The organism is Microbacterium bandirmense (genome assembly GCF_037204185.1).
In the GTDB taxonomy this organism is placed as follows: Bacteria; Actinomycetota; Actinomycetes; order Actinomycetales; family Microbacteriaceae; genus Microbacterium; species Microbacterium bandirmense.
Map to the genome: position 1 here is coordinate 24067 of NZ_JBBDGM010000015.1, position 19113 is coordinate 43179.

Here is a 19113-nt window from a genome sequence, read left to right on the forward strand (position 1 = left end):
CGTGCGCAAGTCAGAACACGATCGTGTGGAGGATCGCCCGGTGCGATATTTCTCGCCCGAATCCGATCTGATCGACCGTTCCGGGCTCAGCGACCAGGATGTCGATCAGTGCTATCGCGTGCTGGAGGCCCTTCGCGAGTGGCAGGTGGCCTCGCGTGCGCTCTCCGAGGCGTCCAAGCGATACATGAAGCTCAACGAGAGCGATATGCGCGCGATCCGCATGATCATCCGCGCCACCGAGCAGCACCAGGTCGTCACGCCCGGTGACATCGCGCGCGAGGTGGGCATCTCGAGCGCCTCGACGACCAAGCTCGTCGACCGCCTCGTCGCCGGCGGTCACCTGATCCGGGTACCCCACCCGCGCGACCGACGCACCACGTGTCTCGAGGTCACCGAGAGCACGCGGCGGTCCGCGCACGACACTATCGGACGTCAGCACGCCAGGCGCTTCTCCGCCGCGGCCGCGATGACCCCTGACGACCGCGAGGCCGCGATCCGCTTCTTGGGCGCACTCGCCGAGGCCGACATCCCCCAGGGCGAGCTCGCCGAATAGCCCTTCGGCCATACACATCGGAGGCCGACACACCAGATGTCGGACGAAACCGGCGAACCGGTCCGACATGTGGCGTGTCGGCCCCCAGAATGTATCCGGCTGACCGCGCCGCTTACACGCGGCGGCGACGCAGCACGAGCATCAGGATGCCGACTCCGATCAGAAGTGCGGCCAGCACGACGACGGATGCGGTGATCATCGGGCCACCGGTGACAGCGAGGTCGGGCAGCTTCTCGAACTCGTTCGAGACCTCGATCTCGGCCTGAGCGCCGTTCTCGCCCGACACGACGATCATGACCGCGTTGCCGTCGGTGCCGCCGACCGCGACCGACTCGTCATCGGTCGACCAGGTGGCGCCGTGCCAACGGGCGTTGGCCGGAACCTCTGCCGCGTTCTCGGTGAGCGTCACCTCGGTGCCCAGCGGCAGGTTCTCGATGACGGTCGCCTCGCCGGCGCGCACCTCGATGTCGAGCTGCTGGGGCTCGCCGAGCAGGTCGGTCCAGGTCGCGCCCCGAGGTGCCTCCGGATCCGGGCACCAGTGCAAACGCTATCGACTATCTATGGTCGCCGCAATCCTCGGATGCGCGCGAGCAGCATCCGAGGACCGCCTCCGCGCCGTCACTGCGAGCGGGGCGACACGCCGAGCGCCGATAGACTTGAACCCATGTCCAAGGTGCTCCAGTCCCTCCCCGTCGGCGAAAAGGTCGGCATCGCGTTCTCCGGTGGTCTCGACACGTCGGTCGCCGTCGCGTGGATGCGCGAGAAGGGGGCGATCCCCTTCACCTACACCGGCGACCTCGGGCAGTACGACGAAGACGACATCGCCTCGATCCCCGGCCGCGCGCTCGAGTACGGTGCCGAGGCCTCGCGCCTCGTCGACGCCAAGACCGCCCTGGTCGAAGAGGGCTTCGTCGCGCTGCAGTGCGGTGCCTTCCACATCCGCTCCGGCGGCAAGACGTACTTCAACACCACGCCCCTCGGTCGCGCCGTCACCGGCACCATGCTCGTGCGCGCCATGCGCGAGGACGGCGTCGACATCTGGGGCGACGGCTCGACCTACAAGGGCAACGACATCGAGCGGTTCTACCGGTACGGGCTGCTGGCCAACCCGCGCCTGCGCATCTACAAGCCATGGCTCGACGCCGACTTCGTCACCGAGCTCGGCGGCCGGCAGGAGATGAGCGAGTGGCTGGTCGAGCGCGGGTTCCCGTACCGTGACTCGGCCGAGAAGGCGTACTCGACGGATGCCAACATCTGGGGTGCCACGCACGAGGCGAAAACCCTCGAGCACCTCGATGTCTCGCTCGAGACCGTCGACCCGATCATGGGCGTGAAGTTCTGGGACCCCTCGGTCGCGATCGAGACCGAAGACGTCACGGTCACCTTCGAGGGCGGCCGCCCGGTCGCCATCAACGGCACCGAGTACAGCGACCCGGTGGCGCTGGTCATGGAGGCCAACACCATCGGTGGCCGCCACGGGCTCGGCATGAGCGACCAGATCGAGAACCGCATCATCGAGGCGAAGTCGCGCGGCATCTACGAGGCCCCGGGCATGGCGCTGCTGTTCATCGCCTACGAGCGCCTCGTCAACGGCATCCTCAACGAAGACACCCTCGCGACCTACCACGAGCAAGGCCGCCGCCTCGGCCGCCTGATGTACGAAGGCCGCTGGCTCGAGCCGCAGTCGCTCATGCTGCGCGAGTCGATCCAGCGCTGGGTCGGCCTGACCATCTCCGGGACGGTCACGCTCCGCCTGCGCCGCGGCGATGACTGGACGATCCTCGACACCGTCTCGCCGAACCTGTCGTACGGTCCCGAGAAGCTCTCGATGGAGCGCGTCGGCGACGCGGCCTTCGGCCCCGTCGACCGCATCGGGCAGCTGACCATGCGCAACCTCGACATCGCCGACTCGCGCTCGCGCCTCGAGCAGTACGCGGGCCTCGGCCTGGTCGGCGGTGCGACGGGCGAGCTCGTCGGCAAGGTCACCGCCGGCGGAGCGGCCGAGATCTCGGCATCCGACATCGACGACGAAGCCCTCGCGGATGCTGTCGATGCAGCGTCCGAGGGTGCCGCCTTCGACTTGGGCACCGACTGATCGGCGCCCGCTCCCTTGACGAAACGGGGGCCGTGCGGGCGGATGCTGGGAGTTCGCCGAACTAACTTGCACACGATTGTGCAAGTTAGTTACGCTTGAGGCATGCCTTCCGCACGGATTCCCCGCGCCGACGCGCGCACGAATCGCGCCGGCATCCTCGAAGCCGCACGCGTCGCGCTGGCGAACGACCCGCACGCGAGCGTCGACGTCATCGCCCGCAGCGCTGGGCTCTCCCGTCGCACCCTCTACGGCCATTTCGACGACCGCGACGCCCTGATCCGCGAGCTCATCGTCACCGGCGCTCAGCGCTTCAACGCGATCGCCGAGTCGATCACCGACACCGACGCCCGACTCGCGCTGGCGCGCCTGGCCGCACGCCTCTGGCAGGAGGCCGCACATGTGCAGTTCGCCGCCGTGATCGCCCTCGACGAGGCCCATGTCGCGCACACCGCCGAGGCCCTCGCGCCGCTGCGGCACACCGTGGCGGCGCTCGTCGCACGGGGACAGCACGACGACAGCTTCCGCACCGACCTCCCCGCCGACGTGCTCGCGCGACTCATCGAGGAGGTGGCGCGCACGGTCATCGCCAGGACGGATGCCACCAGCACGGGTGCCGCGGATCTCGCGGTGCGCACGGTGCTGAGCGTGGCAGGCCTGTCGTGGCGCGAGGCGGACGCCCTGCTGACGACACACCCCGACATCTCGGAGCCCCTCGCGTGAGCTCGGCCGGCGCCCCCAACGCCTGGACCGTCTTCCGGCGCGACCTCGGCCGCCTCGCCCACGTCAGCAAGGCGTGGATCATCATCATCGGTGTGATCGTCACGCCCTCGCTCTACGCCTGGTTCAACATCGTCGCCTTCTGGGACCCGTACTCGAACACGCAGAACGTCAGTGTCGCGATCGTCAACCAGGACGAGGGGGCGACATCGGATCTGACCGGCCCGATCGACGTCGGCGGCGAGCTCGTGACCGAGCTGAAGAAGGATCATCAGCTGGGCTGGCAGTTCCTCGACGAGGACGAGGCGCTGGACGCCGTGCGCAGCGGCGCCAGCTACGCCGCGATCGTGATCCCACCCGATTTCAGCAGCGACTTCCTCAGCATCACGACGGACGAGATCACCCGCCCCGAGCTGAAGTACTACGTGAACGAGAAGGCGAACGCGATCGCCCCGAAGATCACCGACGTCGGCGCCTCCACTCTCGACAAGCAGATCAACAGCACCTTCGTGTCAGTGGTCTCGAAGACCGTCGCCGAGCAGCTGAAGGATGCCGGGGTCGACGTCGAGGGCAGACTCACGCAGGCGCGCGACAGCTCGATCACCGCTCTCGATGACGCCGTCGCGAAGGTCTCGTCCGTGCGGACGGGTCTCGGCGAGCTGCGCTCCGGCCTGACCGACGCTCAGAACCGGCTCGACAGCACCTCGACGACGCTGGGCAAGGTCGACCGCACACTCGCCGACGTGCAGAGGTCGATCGCCCAGGCGCAGGCCCTCGCGGCCGAGGCGCAGCAGGAGCTGCTGACCGTCACCGATGAAGTGACGTCGGCCTATGTGGAGGGCGCCGCCCTGCTCGCCGATGCCTCCAGCCGGATGAGCATCTCGATCGCGACCCTGACGGCCGGTCTGCAGCAGGCGAACGTCGCGGTAGGCACCGCGATCGACGACCTGACCGCGGTGATCGCCGCCAACGGCACGGCACTCGAAGACCTGCAGGCCGTGCTCGATCGGACCGACCCGGGCTCAGAGTCGGCGCAGGCGCTGCGCACGGCGATCGAGGCCCTGCAGCAGCGCAACGCGGCCGACCAGCAGGTGCTCGCCGACCTGAAGACGCTGAACGGCGACGTCGCCGGCACGATCGCCTCGGTCGACACCGCAGCGGGCAGGCTCGATGACGCGGTGTCGCAGGCAGCGGCATCCGCCAGCGACATCCGCACGGCGCTCGTCGGGAGCGTGCCCGACCTGAACCGTGCGATGTCGTCGCTGTCGGCCAGCGCCGATGGGTTCTCCGCGGCCGTGGCCGCGCAGCGCTCCCAGCTGACGCAGGCGCAGAGCCTGCTGGCGGGGCTGAAGACCCAGCTCGGCTCGACGGCGACGGCGCTGACGGCCCTCGACGGCAACCTCGCCACCGCCGAGGACGGTCTGGGCACCGTGCGCACCGACGTCCTCGCGCTGGGTGCCGCCGACGTGTGGAACCGGCTCAGCGAGATCAGCGGTCTGGACCCGCAGCAGATCGCCCATTTCATGGCCTCGCCCGTGCAGGTGCACGAGAACGTGATGTTCCCGACGCAGGCGTACGGCTCGGCCATGGCGGCGCTGTTCACGAACCTGTCTCTGTGGATCGGCGCTTTCGTGCTGATGGTGATCATGCGCCTCGAGGTCGACACCGAGGGCGTCGAGGGCATCACCGTACGGCAGGCCTATCTGGGCCGCTGGATGCTGTTCGCCGCGATCGTGTTCTTCCAGTCGCTGCTGGTCTCGATCGGCAACCTGATCATCGGCGTCCAGACCGCGAGCGCCCTCGCTTTCGTGGGCACCAGTGTGCTCATCGGCCTCGCCTACCTCAGCATCATCTACGCGCTGTCGGTGTGCTTCGGCATCGTCGGCAAGGGGCTGTGCATCCTGCTGGTGATCTTCCAGATCCCCGGGGCGTCCGGCCTGTACCCGATCGAGATGATGCCGGACTTCTTCCGCGGGCTGTATCCGTTCCTGCCGTTCACGTACGGCATCGAGGCGCTCCGCGAGACGATCAGCGGCTTCTACGACGGCACCTGGTGGCGTGCGATGGGGACGCTCGCCGTGTTCGTGGTGCTGGCGTTCGTGCTGGGGCTGTTCCTGCGGCGCCGGCTGGCGGGCTTCGCCCTGCTGTTCAACCGCAAGCTGGCCGAGAGCCGGCTGTTGGTCAGCGAGGACGTGCAGATCATCGGCCGCCGCCGCACCCCGCAGATCATCCGCGCCCTGACCGACGGCGACGGCTTCCGCGCCGAGAACGCGGAGCGCGCCCGTCGATTCACCGAGCGGTATCCGACTCGATTGCGACTCACGCTGATCATCGGCATCGCCGTGATGGCCGTGATCGGCGTCGCCGCGTGGCTGCTGCCGGATGCCAAGGCCGCCATGCTCGGCCTGTGGGCGCTGTGGTGTCTGATCCTGATCGCCGTGCTGGTGGCGCTGGAGTACGTCAAGCAGAGCATCGCGCAGGCAGCCGAGTTGGGCGAGATGCCCGAGGCCGAGGTGCGGCAGGCGCTGATCGATGAGGCCGGCGGCGCCGAGATCCTGCGCACCGCCGCGTCGCCGGGTGCGGGGTCGGATCCTGCCGCGAGCGTCGCGCCGGACGCCGCGACCGCGCAGATCGCTGTCCTGCAGCATCCGGAATCGCGGGTCGAGGCGGGGCCGGCTTCGGAGGCGCGGCCGGACGACGACACCGGACCTGACGACGACACCGCCGTTCTCGAGGCGCTTTTCGAGGCGGATGCCGGTGACGAGGCGGATGCCGGTGACGAGGCGATCCCCCAGCCTGAGCCCTCGGACGATACCGACGACGACAGGGAACCCGACGTCGACCCCCAGGACGGAGGGGAGCAGAAGTGACGAACATCCTGCGGGTGCTCCGCTTCGACCTGCGTCGCGCGACGAGCAGCGTGATGGCCGTGATCGTGCTGTTCGGCCTGGTCGTGATCCCGTCGCTGTTCACCTGGTTCAACGTGATCGCGAGCTGGAACCCGTTCGGCAGCACCGAGAACCTGAAGGTCGCCGTCGCCAGCACCGATGAGGGCTACCAGAGCGACCTGGTGCCGATCCGTCTCAATGTCGGAGACCAGGTGCTCTCGGCGCTGCGCGCGAATGACGACCTCGACTGGGTCTTCACCTCTGAGGACGACGCGATCGATGGCACGCGGTCGGGAGAGTACTATGCCGCGATCGTGCTGCCGCCCACATTCAGCGCCGACATGATGACGTTCTACGCGAACGGCTCCGAGCCCACCCGCATCGAGTATTACACCAACGAGAAGAAGAACGCCCTCGCCCCGAAGATCACCGAGCAGGGCGCCGGAGAGGTCTCGACCAGCATCAACGAGGTGTTCACCGAGACGCTCAGCGAGGCGGGCCTGAACATCATCACCTCACTGTCGTCATACCTCGACGATGCCGATACGCAGGCGGCCCTGTCACGGCTGCAGGCGCACGTCGCCTCTGTGGCGGCGCAACTGCGCGCGGGGTCCGACACGGCCGACATGTTCACCGCTCTGATCGGCTCCAGCCGGCCGCTGATCGACAGCGCATCGGGCCTGGCATCAGCATCCGCCGACACCCTCCGCAGCGCGACCGGCGCACTCGGCGACGGCAAGCAGGCCGCCACGACGCTGCGGCAGACGCTCTCGTCGACGACCGCCGCACTCGGCCGGGCGCTGTCGGCCACGGCCGACAGCTACCGGGACCTGGGCGACAGCGTCGACGATGTGTTCGCCTCGATGGACGCGCAGTCGGCGAGCTCGGCCGACGCGCTGCGCGCCATCGGCGCGCGCGTGCAGACGCAGGTCGACCAGCAGCAGAAGGTGCGCGACGACCTCGTCAACACCGTGCGGCCACTGCTGCCGGAGAGCCAGCTCGACTCATTCGACGCGGCTGTCGCACGCATCGACGCCGCGATCGCACGCCAACAGGCCCTGCAGGTGCGGCTGGACCAGGCGGCCACGCAGATCATCGACGGCAACGCCGACCGTCAGTCCGCCCACGCCGAGATCTCCGCGCTCATCTCGCAGGCGACGACTGCCATGCAAGACGCCCGCAGCGCGTACGCCGACAGCCTGCAGCCCAAGCTCGACGCCCTCGCCGGCACGCTCGCTTCGATCGGCCACGACATCGACTCGATCGGCGCTGACCTGTCGGCAGCGGTCGGGTCGCTCTCCGGAACGGACTCGCTCACCAGCATCCTCACCGACGGCGAGAAGCTGAGCACCGGCCTGGCGACGTCACTCACCGACGCCGCCGATCGCTTCGACGACCTCGATGCCGCCCTGACGAAGGCCATCGACACCGGCGACCTCAGCGATCTCACCAATGTGATCGGCGCCGACCCGCGGGCCATCGCCACGTTCCTGGCCGAGCCCGTCGCGCTGGAGCGCGTGCCGGTGTACTCGGTCGTGAGCTTCGGCGCCGCGATGACCCCGCTGTACACGGTGCTGGCACTGTGGGTGGGGGCGCTGCTGACCGCGGTGGCGATCCGGGTCGATCCGCCACAGGGCGAGGGATCGGAGCTCCCCCCGCTCTCCCCCACCCAGCAGTATCTGGGCCGGTTCGGCATCTTCGCGATCGTCGGCCTGCTGCAGAGCTCGCTGGTGAGCCTCGGCAGCGTCCTGTTCACGCAGGCGCAGCCGCAGCATCCGCTCCTGCTGCTCCTCGCCTCCTGGGTGACCTCGCTGGTGTTCATGCTGATCATCTACACACTCGTGGTCACCTTCGGCAATGCCGGCAAGGCGCTGGCCGTGCTGCTGCTGGTGATCCAGATCTCCGGTTCGGGAGGGGCGTACCCGCTGCAGGTGCTGCCGCAGTGGTTCCAGAACATCAGTCCGTTCCTCCCCGCCACTCACGCGGTCAACGCGATGCGCGCCGCGATCGCCGGCATCTACCAGAACGACTTCTGGGTGTCGCTGGGATGGCTGGCGCTGTTCATCGCGCCCGCGCTTCTGCTGGGTCTCGTGCTGCGGCTGCCGCTGATCAGCGGCAACCGGAAGATGCTGCGTGCGCTGGAGTCGACCAAGCTCATGTGACGTACGCTCACCGATGATCGAAGTGGGTAGGATGCCAGAGCGTGCGCGTCCCGAAACGCGCGCTCAGACTCCGTGACACGGAGTCTCACGAACTACCCGAGAGTCTTTCATTGATGATGAGCACAGCAAGCGAACCCGCCCGCCGATCTCTCTCCGTTAGGATCGGGCGGATCGCCTTCATCGTGATCGCCGTGCTCGTCACCCTCGCGGTGGCCGCGGCGTTCTTCGTCACCTGGACCATCCAGCGATCGTTCCCGCAGACCTCGGGCGAGGTGCCGTTGAAGGGACTCGAGAGTTCGGTCACCGTGCAGCGCGACGAACGCGGCATCCCGACGATCACGGCGTCGAGCACCGACGATCTGTTCTACGCTCAGGGATTCACACACGCGCAGGATCGATTCTTCGAGATGGACTTCCGCCGCCATGTGACCGCGGGGCGCGTCGCCGAGATGTTCGGTGAATCCCAGGTGGCGACGGATAAGTTCCTGCGCACCCTCGGCTGGCGCAAGGTCGCGGAGCAAGAGGTCGAGAACCTCGACGAGACCACCAGGGCGTACTACCAGGCCTACGCCGACGGCGTGAACGCGTACCTCTCATCCCGCTCGGGCGCCGAACTGTCACTCGAGTATGCCGTCCTCGGCATACAGAACCCCGACTACGAACCCGAGCCCTGGGAACCCGCCGACTCCGTCGCCTGGCTGAAGGCCATGGCCTGGGACCTGCGCACCAACGTCGAGGACGAGACCGACCGCGCGCTGCTCGCAGCCCAGCTGCAGCAGTCAGGATCGTCGGATGCTGAATCGCAGGCTCTGATCGAGACGGCCTACCCGCCGTATCCGTTCGATCGGAACCCCGTGATCGTGCCGAAGATCTCGGCGGTCGAGCCTCTGCCGGCCGAAGCGGTGCCGGCCGCGTACTCCGACGAGACGAAGGCCGACGTATCGGATGCCCTCGCGACCGTCGAGTGGCAGCAGGCCGAGGGTGTCATCGAGGCGGCGAGCATGCTGCTCGGCGGCGTCGGCGAGGGCATCGGCTCCAACTCGTGGGTGGTCTCGGGCGACCTCACCGAGAGTGGCATGCCGCTGCTGTCGAACGACCCGCATCTGGGCGCGTCGCTGCCTTCGGTCTGGTACCAGATCCAGCTGCGCTGCGACACGGTCAGCGACAGCTGCCCGTTCGACGTCGGCGGCTTCTCGTTCTCGGGGCTGCCCGGGGTCGTCATCGGCCACAACGCCGAGATCGCGTGGGGCTTCACCAACCTCACCACCGACGTCACCGACCTGTACATCGAGAAGGTCGACGGCGATCAGTACTGGCGAGACGGTGCACTGACGCCGATGGAGATCGAGCAGGACGTCATCAAGGTCGCCGGTGGCGACGACGTGCCGCTCACGATCCGGCGCACGGTGCACGGCCCGATCATCTCAGGGCTCACCGACGACTTCACCGCGATCTCGGATGCCCCTGTGGTCAGCGCCGGCGACGCCGTCCTCCCGCTCGAGAACGCGCCCGAGATCCCCGCCGGAGAGACCGCGGTGAGCCTGCGCTGGACGGCACTGGACCCTGGTACGACGGCGAGCGCACTGTTCGCCATGAACACGGCGTCGAACTTCCAGGAGTTCCGACAGTCAGCATCCCTCTTCGACGTCCCCGCACAGAATCTCGTCTACGCCGACACCGAGGGCAACATCGGCTACCAGGCACCGGGACGGCTGCCGATCCGAGGCGCCGGCGACGGGTGGCTGCCGCAAGCCGGCTGGGACAGCGCGTACGACTGGAAGGGCTTCATCCCCTTCGAGGAGCTGCCGGTCTCGTACAACCCGCCCCAGGGATACATCGTCACGGCGAACAACGCGATCGTCACTGACGACTACGACTACTTCCTCTCCCGCGACTGGGACTACGGATATCGTGCGGCCCGCATCGCACATCTGATCGAGCGCAAGGCCGCGGCCGGGCTGATCACCGCGCAGGACATGCGCGACATCCAGATGGACAACGAGATGTGGATCGGCAAGCAGCTCGCGGTCGTGATGGACAAGGTCGAGGTCGATGGCGCCGGACCGGAGGCGGCTGTCGACCTGCTGCGCACCTGGGATGCGCAGAACGACCCCGACTCCCCCGCCGCCGCCTACGCGAACGTGCTGTGGTCGAACCTGGTGCACAACGTCTTCGTCGACCGCGAGGTACCGCTGCCGGTCGGTGACCAAGGGCGACTGTTCAGCGTCGTCCGCACGATGCTCGACGACGCCGACGACCCCCTGTGGGTCAATGAGCGACTCGACACCACCGGCATGTACGCCATGCTGGCGCTCTCTGCAGAACAGGCCTACGACGAGCTCGCCGGACTGCAGGGCGAGGATGTCACGCGATGGAACTGGGGATCGCTGCACGCGCTGCCGCTCACCCACGACACGCTCGGCACCTCGGGCATCGCACCCATCGAATGGCTGTTCAACCGCGGCCCGTACCCTGTCGGCGGCGGCTCATCGGTGGTCAACGCCACCGGCTGGCGGATGGGCGAGTCGTACGCGACGACGACAGTGCCGTCGATGCGCATGGTGATCGACCTGTCGGACTTCGACGCCTCGACCTGGAACCACCTCACCGGCGCCAGTGGGCACGCGTTCAACCAGCACTACACAGACCAGACCGACGACTGGGCCAAGGGTGTGCAGAAGCCGTGGGCATACAGCGACAAAGCGGTGAATGCCGCCGCGGTGGACACCCTGGTGCTGAAGCCTGCCGGCTGAGTGCCGCAGCGCGGGTAGCGTTGGTCGCATGCCGGAACGTCTGCTCGCCCCCGAGGGCGTCTTCGCGCGGATCGGCGAGTTCGCACACGCCGGTGCGACGCTGGTGTTCGAGGACTTCGGCTCGGGTGAGCAGCCCATCGTGCTGCTGCACGGCATCGGCATGGGGCGCAGCGTGTACGTCGACCTCACCTCGCATCTTGAGGGACGCGTGGTCGGCATCGACCTTCCGGGATTCGGTGAGGCGCCCGAGCCGGAGCGCACACTCACCATGGAGCGTCACGCCGATCTGGTGGCGGCCTTCCTGCGTTCGCGTGGCATCGACGATGCCGTGATGCTCGGTCATTCGATGGGGAGCCAGATCGCCGCGGAGGTCGCTGCGCGGCATCCCGATATCGTCTCCGGGCTCGTCCTCGCCGGACCCACCGTCAACAGCGCATCGCGCAGCGTGCGCGCACAAGCCGGCTACCTGCTGCGCGATCTGATCGGTGAGCGCCCGACGGTGCTGTGGCGCGGCGCCCGCGAGTACCTGCGGGGCGGCCCGAACCTCATTCGCAAGATGCGCGCGACGATCGTGCACGAGCCCGAGAACGCCTACGCCCGCGTGCGCGTTCCGACTCTCGTGCTGCGCGGTCAGCACGACCCGCTTGCCCCGATGGCCTGGTGCCGCGAGATCACCGACGCGATCGCCGATTCGCGGTTCGAGGAGATCCCCGATCACGGCCACGGCACGCTGATCAGCGACTCCGGCGCGGCGGCGGAGGTCATCCTCGACTACGTGCGGGGGCTCTGACCCGGCCGCGCGCAGCGCCCCTGTGCACAGAACTCCGGAGAAATCCGGCGGTTTCCCCAATACCGGCAACGATCAGGCAGGTATCCGGTGATTCTTCCGGAGTTTCGGACGAGGCCGATCGCCGAGCAGAGGTCCCAGCACGTCAACCACCTCCTTGATCGCCGCCCTCACCGTGTCCGGCCTGTTGAAGACGTCGGCGGCAATTGGCCGGATTGTCACGTATCCCAGCCGGGCGGCCGCCAGATCGCGCGCCCGATCATCCACCTGCTTGTCCCAGCCCTCATGGAACTCTCGACTGTCGCACTCGATGATGAGCCAGCCGGCCACGACGAAGTCCACCCTGCCGACCCCGATCAGCGTGACCTGGGTCTCGAAGGGCAACCCCAGCACGAACACCCCGATCATCTGCAGCAGTGTCACGCAGGCGACACGTCCGCCGATACGCACAGCGGTGGCGATGTGCTCTGAGACGCGGTGGGTGACATAGTAGCCGTGCCGCAGCCGTATGAGTGATCCCGCGCGCACTCCCGCGGTGATCGCGCGGGTGTCGGGCCCTTGTGCGTAAAGCTCTGTGGACAGAATTCCCGCTCACCGCCGATGTGCAGGGAGAGTGGGATGCACAGAACTCCGGAGGAACCTGGGCTGTCGGCCCCGAATCGGGGGAGAACGGCACCACCCGCAGAAGTTCTCCGGAGTTCTGAACAGAAACAGCAGAACCGGCCGCGCCCGTCCGGTCTCAGCCCGCGGCGGGCGGGGTCTGCTTCGATTCGGCGTACTCGTCGGCGACGAGGCTGTGCGCCTGGATCGAGCCGTTGCGGTAGGCCTGTCGCCCGACCATGTGCGCCGACAGCGGGGCGGTCGCGAACTGCAGCAGGATCACCGGGATCACGATCACGACCCCCAAGAGGATCGCGCCGACAGTGCGCTGCGAGACGGCGATGGCCAGGCAGATCAGCAGAAGTCCCAGAACCTGGGGCTTCGTGGCTGCGTGCAGCCGCGAGGGCACGTCGCGGAAGTGCAGCAGCCCGACCGCCGCCGACAGGCACAGGATCGCACCCAGCAGCACCAGCACCAGCACGATCCCGTCGGCGACGGGGGCGGGCAGTTCGAGCTCGAGGAAGGTGTTCACGATGTCGTGTTGTCCCTTCGTGCCACATAGCGGGCCACGGCGATTGATGAGAACACGCCGACGGCCGCGATGATCAGCAGCACCGGCACGTTGCGGGTGTGCCCGTTGATCGCCATCTCGGCACCCAGCACGCACATCACCAGGGTCAGCAGCACGTCGGAGGCCACTGCGCGGTCGAGGATCGACGGACCGCGGATGATGCGCACCACGCACAGCAGCGAGGCCACGCCGAAGACGATCATGATGATCAGCAGCAGGATGTTCATCGGGTGCCTCCCGCCCCGGGACCCTTCGCCCGGCTCAGCGACCCAGCCTTCATGTCGGCCTTCAGCGCCCGGTACTGAGAGGGCGAGCCGACCGCACGCACGATGCGCCGCTCCCAGCGCAGCACGCCCTCGCGGAAGGCATCGACGTCGGCGCGGTCGTGCACACCGATCACGTGCAGATAGAGGATGCGACGATCCCGGTCGCTCTCGACCACGAGCGATCCGGGGATGAGCGAGGCCGTGATGGCCACGTGCGTGGTGACGATGTCGTCGGCGTAACGCAGGGGGATCGCGATGACCGCCGCGCCGGGCTGACGCCGGAAGTCGAACACCTGGATCGCGACGCTGACGGCACCGACGACGACCGCGCCGAGGAACAGCACGATGAACACCAGGGTGTACCAGAGGTTGATCCGGCCGACGAGCTCGACCGTCGGCAGACGGAAGACGCGGGTCACGAAGATCGCGACGATGAGCCCGGTGAGCGCGGCCAGCGGGGTGAACTGGTGCCACAGCAGCATCCACAGCACCACCAGCCAGAGCAGGAACGGCAGCTGCAGCAGCAGGTCGCGCGCGATGCCACGTCGAGATTCGGGGCTCATCAGCCTGCCTCCTCATCGATCTGCGACAGGGTGACGGGTTGCAGCAGTCCGCTGCCGATGCGGTCGCACAGCGCGTACAGCGGACCGGCGAAGATCGTCAGGGCCAGGGTGACGGCGACCATGCCACCGGTGGCGACGGTCATGATCGACGGGATGACCCGCGTCTCCTGCTGCACGTCGGCGGCCGGGGCGTTGCCCAGGTAGGCGATGCGGCGGTCGCCGTCGACGCCCTCACCGGCGTCGTCCTCCTCGCGCCAGAACGCGAGGTTCCAGGCGCGCATGAGGGCGTAGAGCGTGAGCAGAGAGGTGAGGATGCCACCGAAGATCAGCACGATCATGAGCGGCGTACCGACCGTGGCCGCTGATTCGAACAGGGCGATCTTGCCGATGAAGCCGGAGAACGGCGGCAGTCCACCCAGGTTGATCGCCGGTACGAAGTACAGCACCGCCAGCAGCGGCGCGGCCTTCATGAGGCCGTTCACCCGCAGGATCGACGTGCTGCCGGCCTTGCGCTCGATGAGTCCGACGGCGAGGAACAGGGTGGTCTGCACCACGATGTGGTGCAAGATGTAGTACACCGTCGCCCCGATCGCCTCTTCGGTCGCGATCGCCAGGCCGAAGATCATGTACCCGACGTGACTGACCAGGGTGAACGACAGGATCCGCTTCAGCTCGGCCTGCGCCACCGCACCCAGCACGCCGACCACCATCGTGGCGAGGGCGACGATGAGCAGCAGCGTGTCGATGCTGTTCGAGGCGAACAGCTGCGTCTCGGTGCGGATCAGCGCGTACACGCCGACCTTGGTCAGCAGTCCCGCGAACACCGCCGTGACCGGTGCCGGGGCCGTCGGATACGAGTCGGGCAGCCAGAACGACACCGGGAAGATGGCGGCCTTGATGCCGAACGCCACCACGAGCAGCAGGTGCAGCACGAGCTGGGTCTCCTGCGGCAGCTGCGCGACGCGCTCGGCGACCTGGGCCATGTTCACGGTGCCGACCGCTCCGTAGATCATGGCGATCGCCGCGAGGAACAGGATCGACGACACCAGCGAGACGACGATGTAGACCGCGCCGGTGCGGATGCGGGATTCGGTGCTGCCCAGCGTGATGAGCACGTACGAGGCGACGAGCAGGATCTCGAATCCGACGTAGAGATTGAACAGGTCGCCGGCGATGAACGCATCGAAGATGCCCGCGGCGAGGATGAGGTAGGTCGGGTTGAAGATCGAGATCGGCGTCTCCTCGGCGCCGTCTGCCGAACCCTGACCGATCGAGAACAGCAGCACCGCCAGCAGCACGATGCTCGAGATGACCACCAGCAGCGCCGCGAACCGGTCGACGTACAGCACGATTCCGAACGGCACGGGCCAGCCGCCGACCGACACGGCGAAGGCCTGGCCGCCGGTATCCACCGCATACAGCAGCACCGCCGCGATGATCGAGACTGCCGCAAGGGTGCCCGCCGACACGAAGATCTGCAGTCGCGCATTGCGGCCGAAGATCAGCGTGACGGCCGCGCCGAGCAGCGGCAGCATCACGATCAGGGGAACGAGCGCGCTCATGGCTTCTCCTCCCCTGCTTCGTCGGATGCTGATGCAGAGCCTTCTGGTCGTCCTTCGTCTCGCTCCGCTCGCTCAGGAACCGGGTGCTTGGGCTCCGCTCGCTCAGGGAGCGCGGGCCCATCGGGCCGGTCGACGGGCGCGTCATCGTGGATCGACGGGTGATCGCGCATATGCAGCACGGTGATGGGCGCGGTGGTGACGCCGACGAAGTCGGTGGTGGCGTCGTCCTCGGTGGCATCCGACTCGTCGTCGAAGAGCTCCTCTTCGGCATCCGAGCGCTCGCGCAGCGCGATGTCGACCTCGTCGTCCTCGACGGTGTCGGCCTGTCCGAGCTGCCATGAGCGATAGATCAGGGCGAGCAGGAACGCCGACACGGCGAAGGTGATCACGATGGCGGTCAGGGTCAGCGCCTGCGGAAGCGGGTCGCTGACCTCCCCCTCGGCGCCGTAGAACGGGGCCGTACCCGGCCTGCCCATGACGATCAGCAGCAGCAGGTTGGTCGCATTGCCGAGCAGCAGGAACCCGATCAGCACCCGGGTCAAGCTGCGCTCCATCATCGCGTACACCCCGGCTGCGAAGAGCACCGCCATGATGATGATGAGGGTCAGTGACGCATCCATCAGGAACGCACCCCCTCGGACGCGGTCGCGCGTGGTGAGCGCAGCGCCGCGGCCTGCCTGTCGACCTCGGCGCCGAGACTGCGCAGCACGTCGAGCACCAGCCCGATCACGACGAGGTAGACGCCGATGTCGAATACGGTCGACGAGACGAACTCCAGGTGACCGAGCACCGGCACATCCCACTCCCACACGGTGCTCTCGAGCGGTGCCATGCCGAAGAACAGCGGCACCGTCGCGGCGCCCACCGCGAGCACCAGGCCCGAGCCGAGCAGGCGTCCGGCATCGGTGGGTGCGGCGGCGCCGAGCTCCCAGCGACCGCCGGCGATGTATCGCATCACCAGGGCCATGCCGGCGACGAGGCCCCCGGCGAAGCCGCCGCCGGGGTTGTTGTGACCGGCGAAGAGCAGATAGATCGAGACGACGATGATCGTGTGGAACAGCACGCGCACGATCACCTCGAGCAGGATCGACCTGTCCTCGGCCCTGATCTGCTGTCCGCTGACCAGCCACGCCCGCGGTGCGCCGCGGTTCTCCGCGGTCTGGAACCGCAGGCCCTCGTCGGTCTCGACGAGGGGACGGCGGGCGGCGTAGCGCCGATCAGTGGCAGGCAGGTCGCGGGTCGCTGACAGCAGATCGGCGCGGTGGGTGACGAAGACGAGGGATGCCACGCCCGTGGCTGCCAGCACGAGCACGCTCAGCTCGCCCATGGTGTCCCAGCCGCGCAGATCGACCAGTGCGACGTTGACGACGTTCTTGCCGTAGCCGAGCTCGTAGGCGAGGTCGGCGAAGTCGACGGACACCGGATCGAACATGCGCGCCTGTGTGGCGACGATCGCGACGAACGCCATCGTGACGCCCACCCCGATGGCCAGCACGGCGCGCGGCACCCGCCCCACCGAGGCGTTGTGCTCGCCCAGGCGCGACGGAAGGCGCCGCAGCACGAGGGCGAAGGTGACCATGGTGACGGTCTCGACCAGGATCTGCGTGAGCGCGAGGTCGGGTGCACCGCTGGTGGCGAACAGCACCACCATCCCGAGACCGGTGACTGAGACGAGCACGACGCCGGTGTATCGCTTGCGAGCGCGCACGGCGACGACCCCGGCGATCGCCATCACGGGCGCGACGACGATCTGCGCGGACGTGTGCCAGGCAGACAGCTCGACTCTGCCGGGCAGGGCTGCGACGAGAACGGTCGCCTCGGCGGCGACCAGCACGACGAACACCGTGCCGACGTAGAGCGGCAGCGAACCGCGCTGGGTGAGGCTGGTGGTGAGCACGGAGAGCCGGTCGACGCCGCGCATCACGGCGTAGTACACGTCGGCGGCGGTGAAGCGCAGCAGGCGGCGTCGGCGATCCCAGGCGGTGCGGATGCTGAGCAGGAAGACGGCGAGGCCGACGAGCACCGCGCCCAGTGAGAGGAACAGCGCGGGCTCGAGCCCGTGCCACAGCGCCAGATGCCCGGGTTCCGGCGATGCCGTCGACCCGGGCGGCAGCGCGGTGACGGCATAGCCCTGCAGCACGCTGTCGACGGCCGGTGCGCCCAGGCCGGCAGCGATCGTGAGGCCCGCGAGGATGATCGGCGCCGACAGGAATCCGACCGGCGGATCCGGCCATGCCGTCTCGGGCATATATGTGCCAGAGGAGTCCCTCTTGCGCCAGAAGGCGCCCCACAGGAACCGGGCGCCGTAGGCCGCGGTCAGCGCGGCGCCGACGGTGACGCCGATCAGGGCCACCCACCCCCAGACCGACCCGTGCTGGGCGTCTTCGAGCAGGGCCGTGAGGGTGGACTCCTTGGCGACGAACCCGATCGTGGGGGCGATGCCCATCATCGATGCGACCGCGATGAACGCCGCCGTCGCCATGACGGGCGCCTGACGACCCACTCCCGACAGCTCGTCGATGTCACGGGTGGACAGCTGGCGGTCGATCACTCCGACGATCAGGAACAGCGCCGACTTGAACAGGGCGTGCGCGACCACCAGCGCGAGTCCTGCCAGCGCGGCCCCTGGCGTGCCGTAGCCGATCACGATCGCGAAGAATCCGAGCTGGCTGACCGTGCCGAACGCCAGGATTCGCTTGAGGTCGGTCTCGCGCAGCGCCTGGACGCCACCGAGCAGCATGGTGAACACGCCGAGACCGATGACCATGGGCCGCCACGGCGCGGCCAGGGCGAAGATCGGCGCGAAGCGCGCGATGAGGTAGATGCCCGCCTTGACCATGGCGGCGGCGTGCAGATAGGCGCTGACGGGCGTTGGCGCGGCCATCGCTCCCGGCAGCCAGAAGTGGAACGGGAAGAGCGCCGATTTGCTGATCGCGCCGATCAGCAGCATCACCACGGCGGCATCGACCATCGGCCCGGTGGGGGCGAGGGCGAGCAGCTCTCGGATGCTGGCTGTGCCGGCGTCCACCACGAGCAGGATCGCACCGACGAACAGCACCAGCCCGCCGAGCGTGGTGACCAGCAGCGCCTGCAGCGCGGCACGACGGCTGACGGCACGGCGCCGGTAATGCCCGATGAGCAGATAGGAGAGGATGCTGGTGAGCTCCCAGAACATCACCATGACGATCAGGTCGTCGGTGAGCACCAGCCCGTACATGGCACCGGCGAAGCCGAGCAGCACGCCCGCGAACTGGCCGACTTCGACGGCATCGTCGTGGAAGTACCACCGGCAGTACAGCAGCACGAGCGCTCCGACGCCGGTGACGATGAGCGTCATGACCCAACCCAGCACGTCCATGCGCATGGAGAGATTCAGCCCGAGCTGAGGGATCCACGCGTAGCTCTGGAACGGCGTCGTGTCCGGGTTCATCACCTCGGGGGTGCGGGCAAGAGCATGCACGAATGCCGCGATCGGCACGAGTGCGCCGATGACGAATGCCTGTGCTCCAAGCCAGCGGACCAGCACGGGGAGGATGAGCGCCCCCGCCAGGAACACCGCGAGGAGCAACAGCATAAGCGGCTCCTCAGCGCGTCGA

The 19113-nt window shown here is 68.0% G+C and carries 15 protein-coding genes; 7 read left to right on the forward strand and 8 right to left on the reverse strand.

Going from position 1 to position 19113, the window contains the following annotated elements:
• Position 1: 1 nt before the first annotated feature.
• Positions 2 to 553, forward strand: a complete 552-nt coding sequence (locus tag WDU99_RS14700) for a MarR family winged helix-turn-helix transcriptional regulator (RefSeq protein ID WP_337333213.1) — start codon at positions 2 to 4, stop codon at positions 551 to 553.
• 112 nt (positions 554 to 665) lie between these two features.
• Here the strand turns inward: WDU99_RS14700 and WDU99_RS14705 are convergent, their stop codons facing one another.
• Positions 666 to 1097 carry a DUF5979 domain-containing protein gene (locus tag WDU99_RS14705; protein ID WP_337333214.1) on the reverse strand — a complete coding sequence of 144 codons (432 nt, stop codon included), beginning with the start codon at positions 1095 to 1097 and terminating at the stop codon, positions 666 to 668.
• Positions 1098 to 1217: 120 nt separating this feature from the next.
• On the opposite strand from WDU99_RS14705, the gene argG reads away from it, so the two are divergent.
• From argG to WDU99_RS14735, 6 genes are all read left to right on the forward strand, one after another.
• The gene (gene argG, locus WDU99_RS14710; RefSeq protein ID WP_337333215.1) at positions 1218 to 2648 is read left to right on the forward strand and encodes an argininosuccinate synthase; all 1431 of its coding nucleotides are present in this window, start codon (positions 1218 to 1220) and stop codon (positions 2646 to 2648) included.
• A gap of 102 nt (positions 2649 to 2750) precedes the next feature.
• On the forward strand, positions 2751 to 3368 hold the full coding sequence (locus WDU99_RS14715; RefSeq protein ID WP_337333216.1) for a TetR/AcrR family transcriptional regulator: 618 nt from the start codon (positions 2751 to 2753) through the stop codon (positions 3366 to 3368).
• Positions 3365 to 6235: a YhgE/Pip domain-containing protein gene (locus WDU99_RS14720; protein WP_337333217.1), complete on the forward strand. Its 2871-nt coding sequence runs from the start codon at positions 3365 to 3367 to the stop codon at positions 6233 to 6235. Before WDU99_RS14715 ends, WDU99_RS14720 begins: the two co-directional genes overlap by 4 nt.
• Positions 6232 to 8415: a YhgE/Pip domain-containing protein gene (locus tag WDU99_RS14725; protein WP_337333218.1), complete on the forward strand. Its 2184-nt coding sequence runs from the start codon at positions 6232 to 6234 to the stop codon at positions 8413 to 8415. The genes WDU99_RS14720 and WDU99_RS14725 overlap by 4 nt, the downstream gene beginning before the upstream one ends.
• Before the next feature lie 113 nt (positions 8416 to 8528).
• A complete protein-coding gene (locus tag WDU99_RS14730; protein ID WP_337333219.1) occupies positions 8529 to 11168 on the forward strand; it encodes a penicillin acylase family protein in 2640 nt (879 codons plus the stop codon).
• Positions 11169 to 11196: 28 nt separating this feature from the next.
• Positions 11197 to 11958, forward strand: a complete 762-nt coding sequence (locus WDU99_RS14735) for an alpha/beta fold hydrolase (RefSeq protein ID WP_337333220.1) — start codon at positions 11197 to 11199, stop codon at positions 11956 to 11958.
• 72 nt (positions 11959 to 12030) lie between these two features.
• On the opposite strand, the gene WDU99_RS14740 is transcribed toward WDU99_RS14735, so the two are convergent.
• The 7 genes from WDU99_RS14740 to WDU99_RS14770 form a co-directional block, all read right to left on the reverse strand.
• Entirely contained in the window at positions 12031 to 12378 is a 348-nt protein-coding gene (locus WDU99_RS14740; protein WP_337333221.1) for an endonuclease domain-containing protein, read from the reverse strand.
• Positions 12379 to 12694: 316 nt separating this feature from the next.
• Positions 12695 to 13087 (reverse strand): monovalent cation/H(+) antiporter subunit G, encoded by a 393-nt coding sequence (gene mnhG / locus WDU99_RS14745; protein WP_337333222.1) that lies wholly within the window; start codon positions 13085 to 13087, stop codon positions 12695 to 12697.
• Entirely contained in the window at positions 13084 to 13353 is a 270-nt protein-coding gene (locus WDU99_RS14750; protein WP_337333223.1) for an MrpF/PhaF family protein, read from the reverse strand. The genes mnhG and WDU99_RS14750 overlap by 4 nt, the downstream gene beginning before the upstream one ends.
• Positions 13350 to 13955 (reverse strand): Na+/H+ antiporter subunit E, encoded by a 606-nt coding sequence (locus WDU99_RS14755; RefSeq protein ID WP_337333224.1) that lies wholly within the window; start codon positions 13953 to 13955, stop codon positions 13350 to 13352. Before WDU99_RS14755 ends, WDU99_RS14750 begins: the two co-directional genes overlap by 4 nt.
• Positions 13955 to 15517, reverse strand: coding sequence for a Na+/H+ antiporter subunit D (locus tag WDU99_RS14760; RefSeq protein ID WP_337333225.1), 1563 nt, complete (start codon positions 15515 to 15517; stop codon positions 13955 to 13957). The genes WDU99_RS14755 and WDU99_RS14760 overlap by 1 nt, the downstream gene beginning before the upstream one ends.
• Positions 15514 to 16137 (reverse strand): Na(+)/H(+) antiporter subunit C, encoded by a 624-nt coding sequence (locus WDU99_RS14765; protein ID WP_337333226.1) that lies wholly within the window; start codon positions 16135 to 16137, stop codon positions 15514 to 15516. Before WDU99_RS14765 ends, WDU99_RS14760 begins: the two co-directional genes overlap by 4 nt.
• Positions 16137 to 19091: a Na+/H+ antiporter subunit A gene (locus WDU99_RS14770; RefSeq protein ID WP_337333227.1), complete on the reverse strand. Its 2955-nt coding sequence runs from the start codon at positions 19089 to 19091 to the stop codon at positions 16137 to 16139. Before WDU99_RS14770 ends, WDU99_RS14765 begins: the two co-directional genes overlap by 1 nt.
• Positions 19092 to 19113 lie beyond the last annotated feature (22 nt).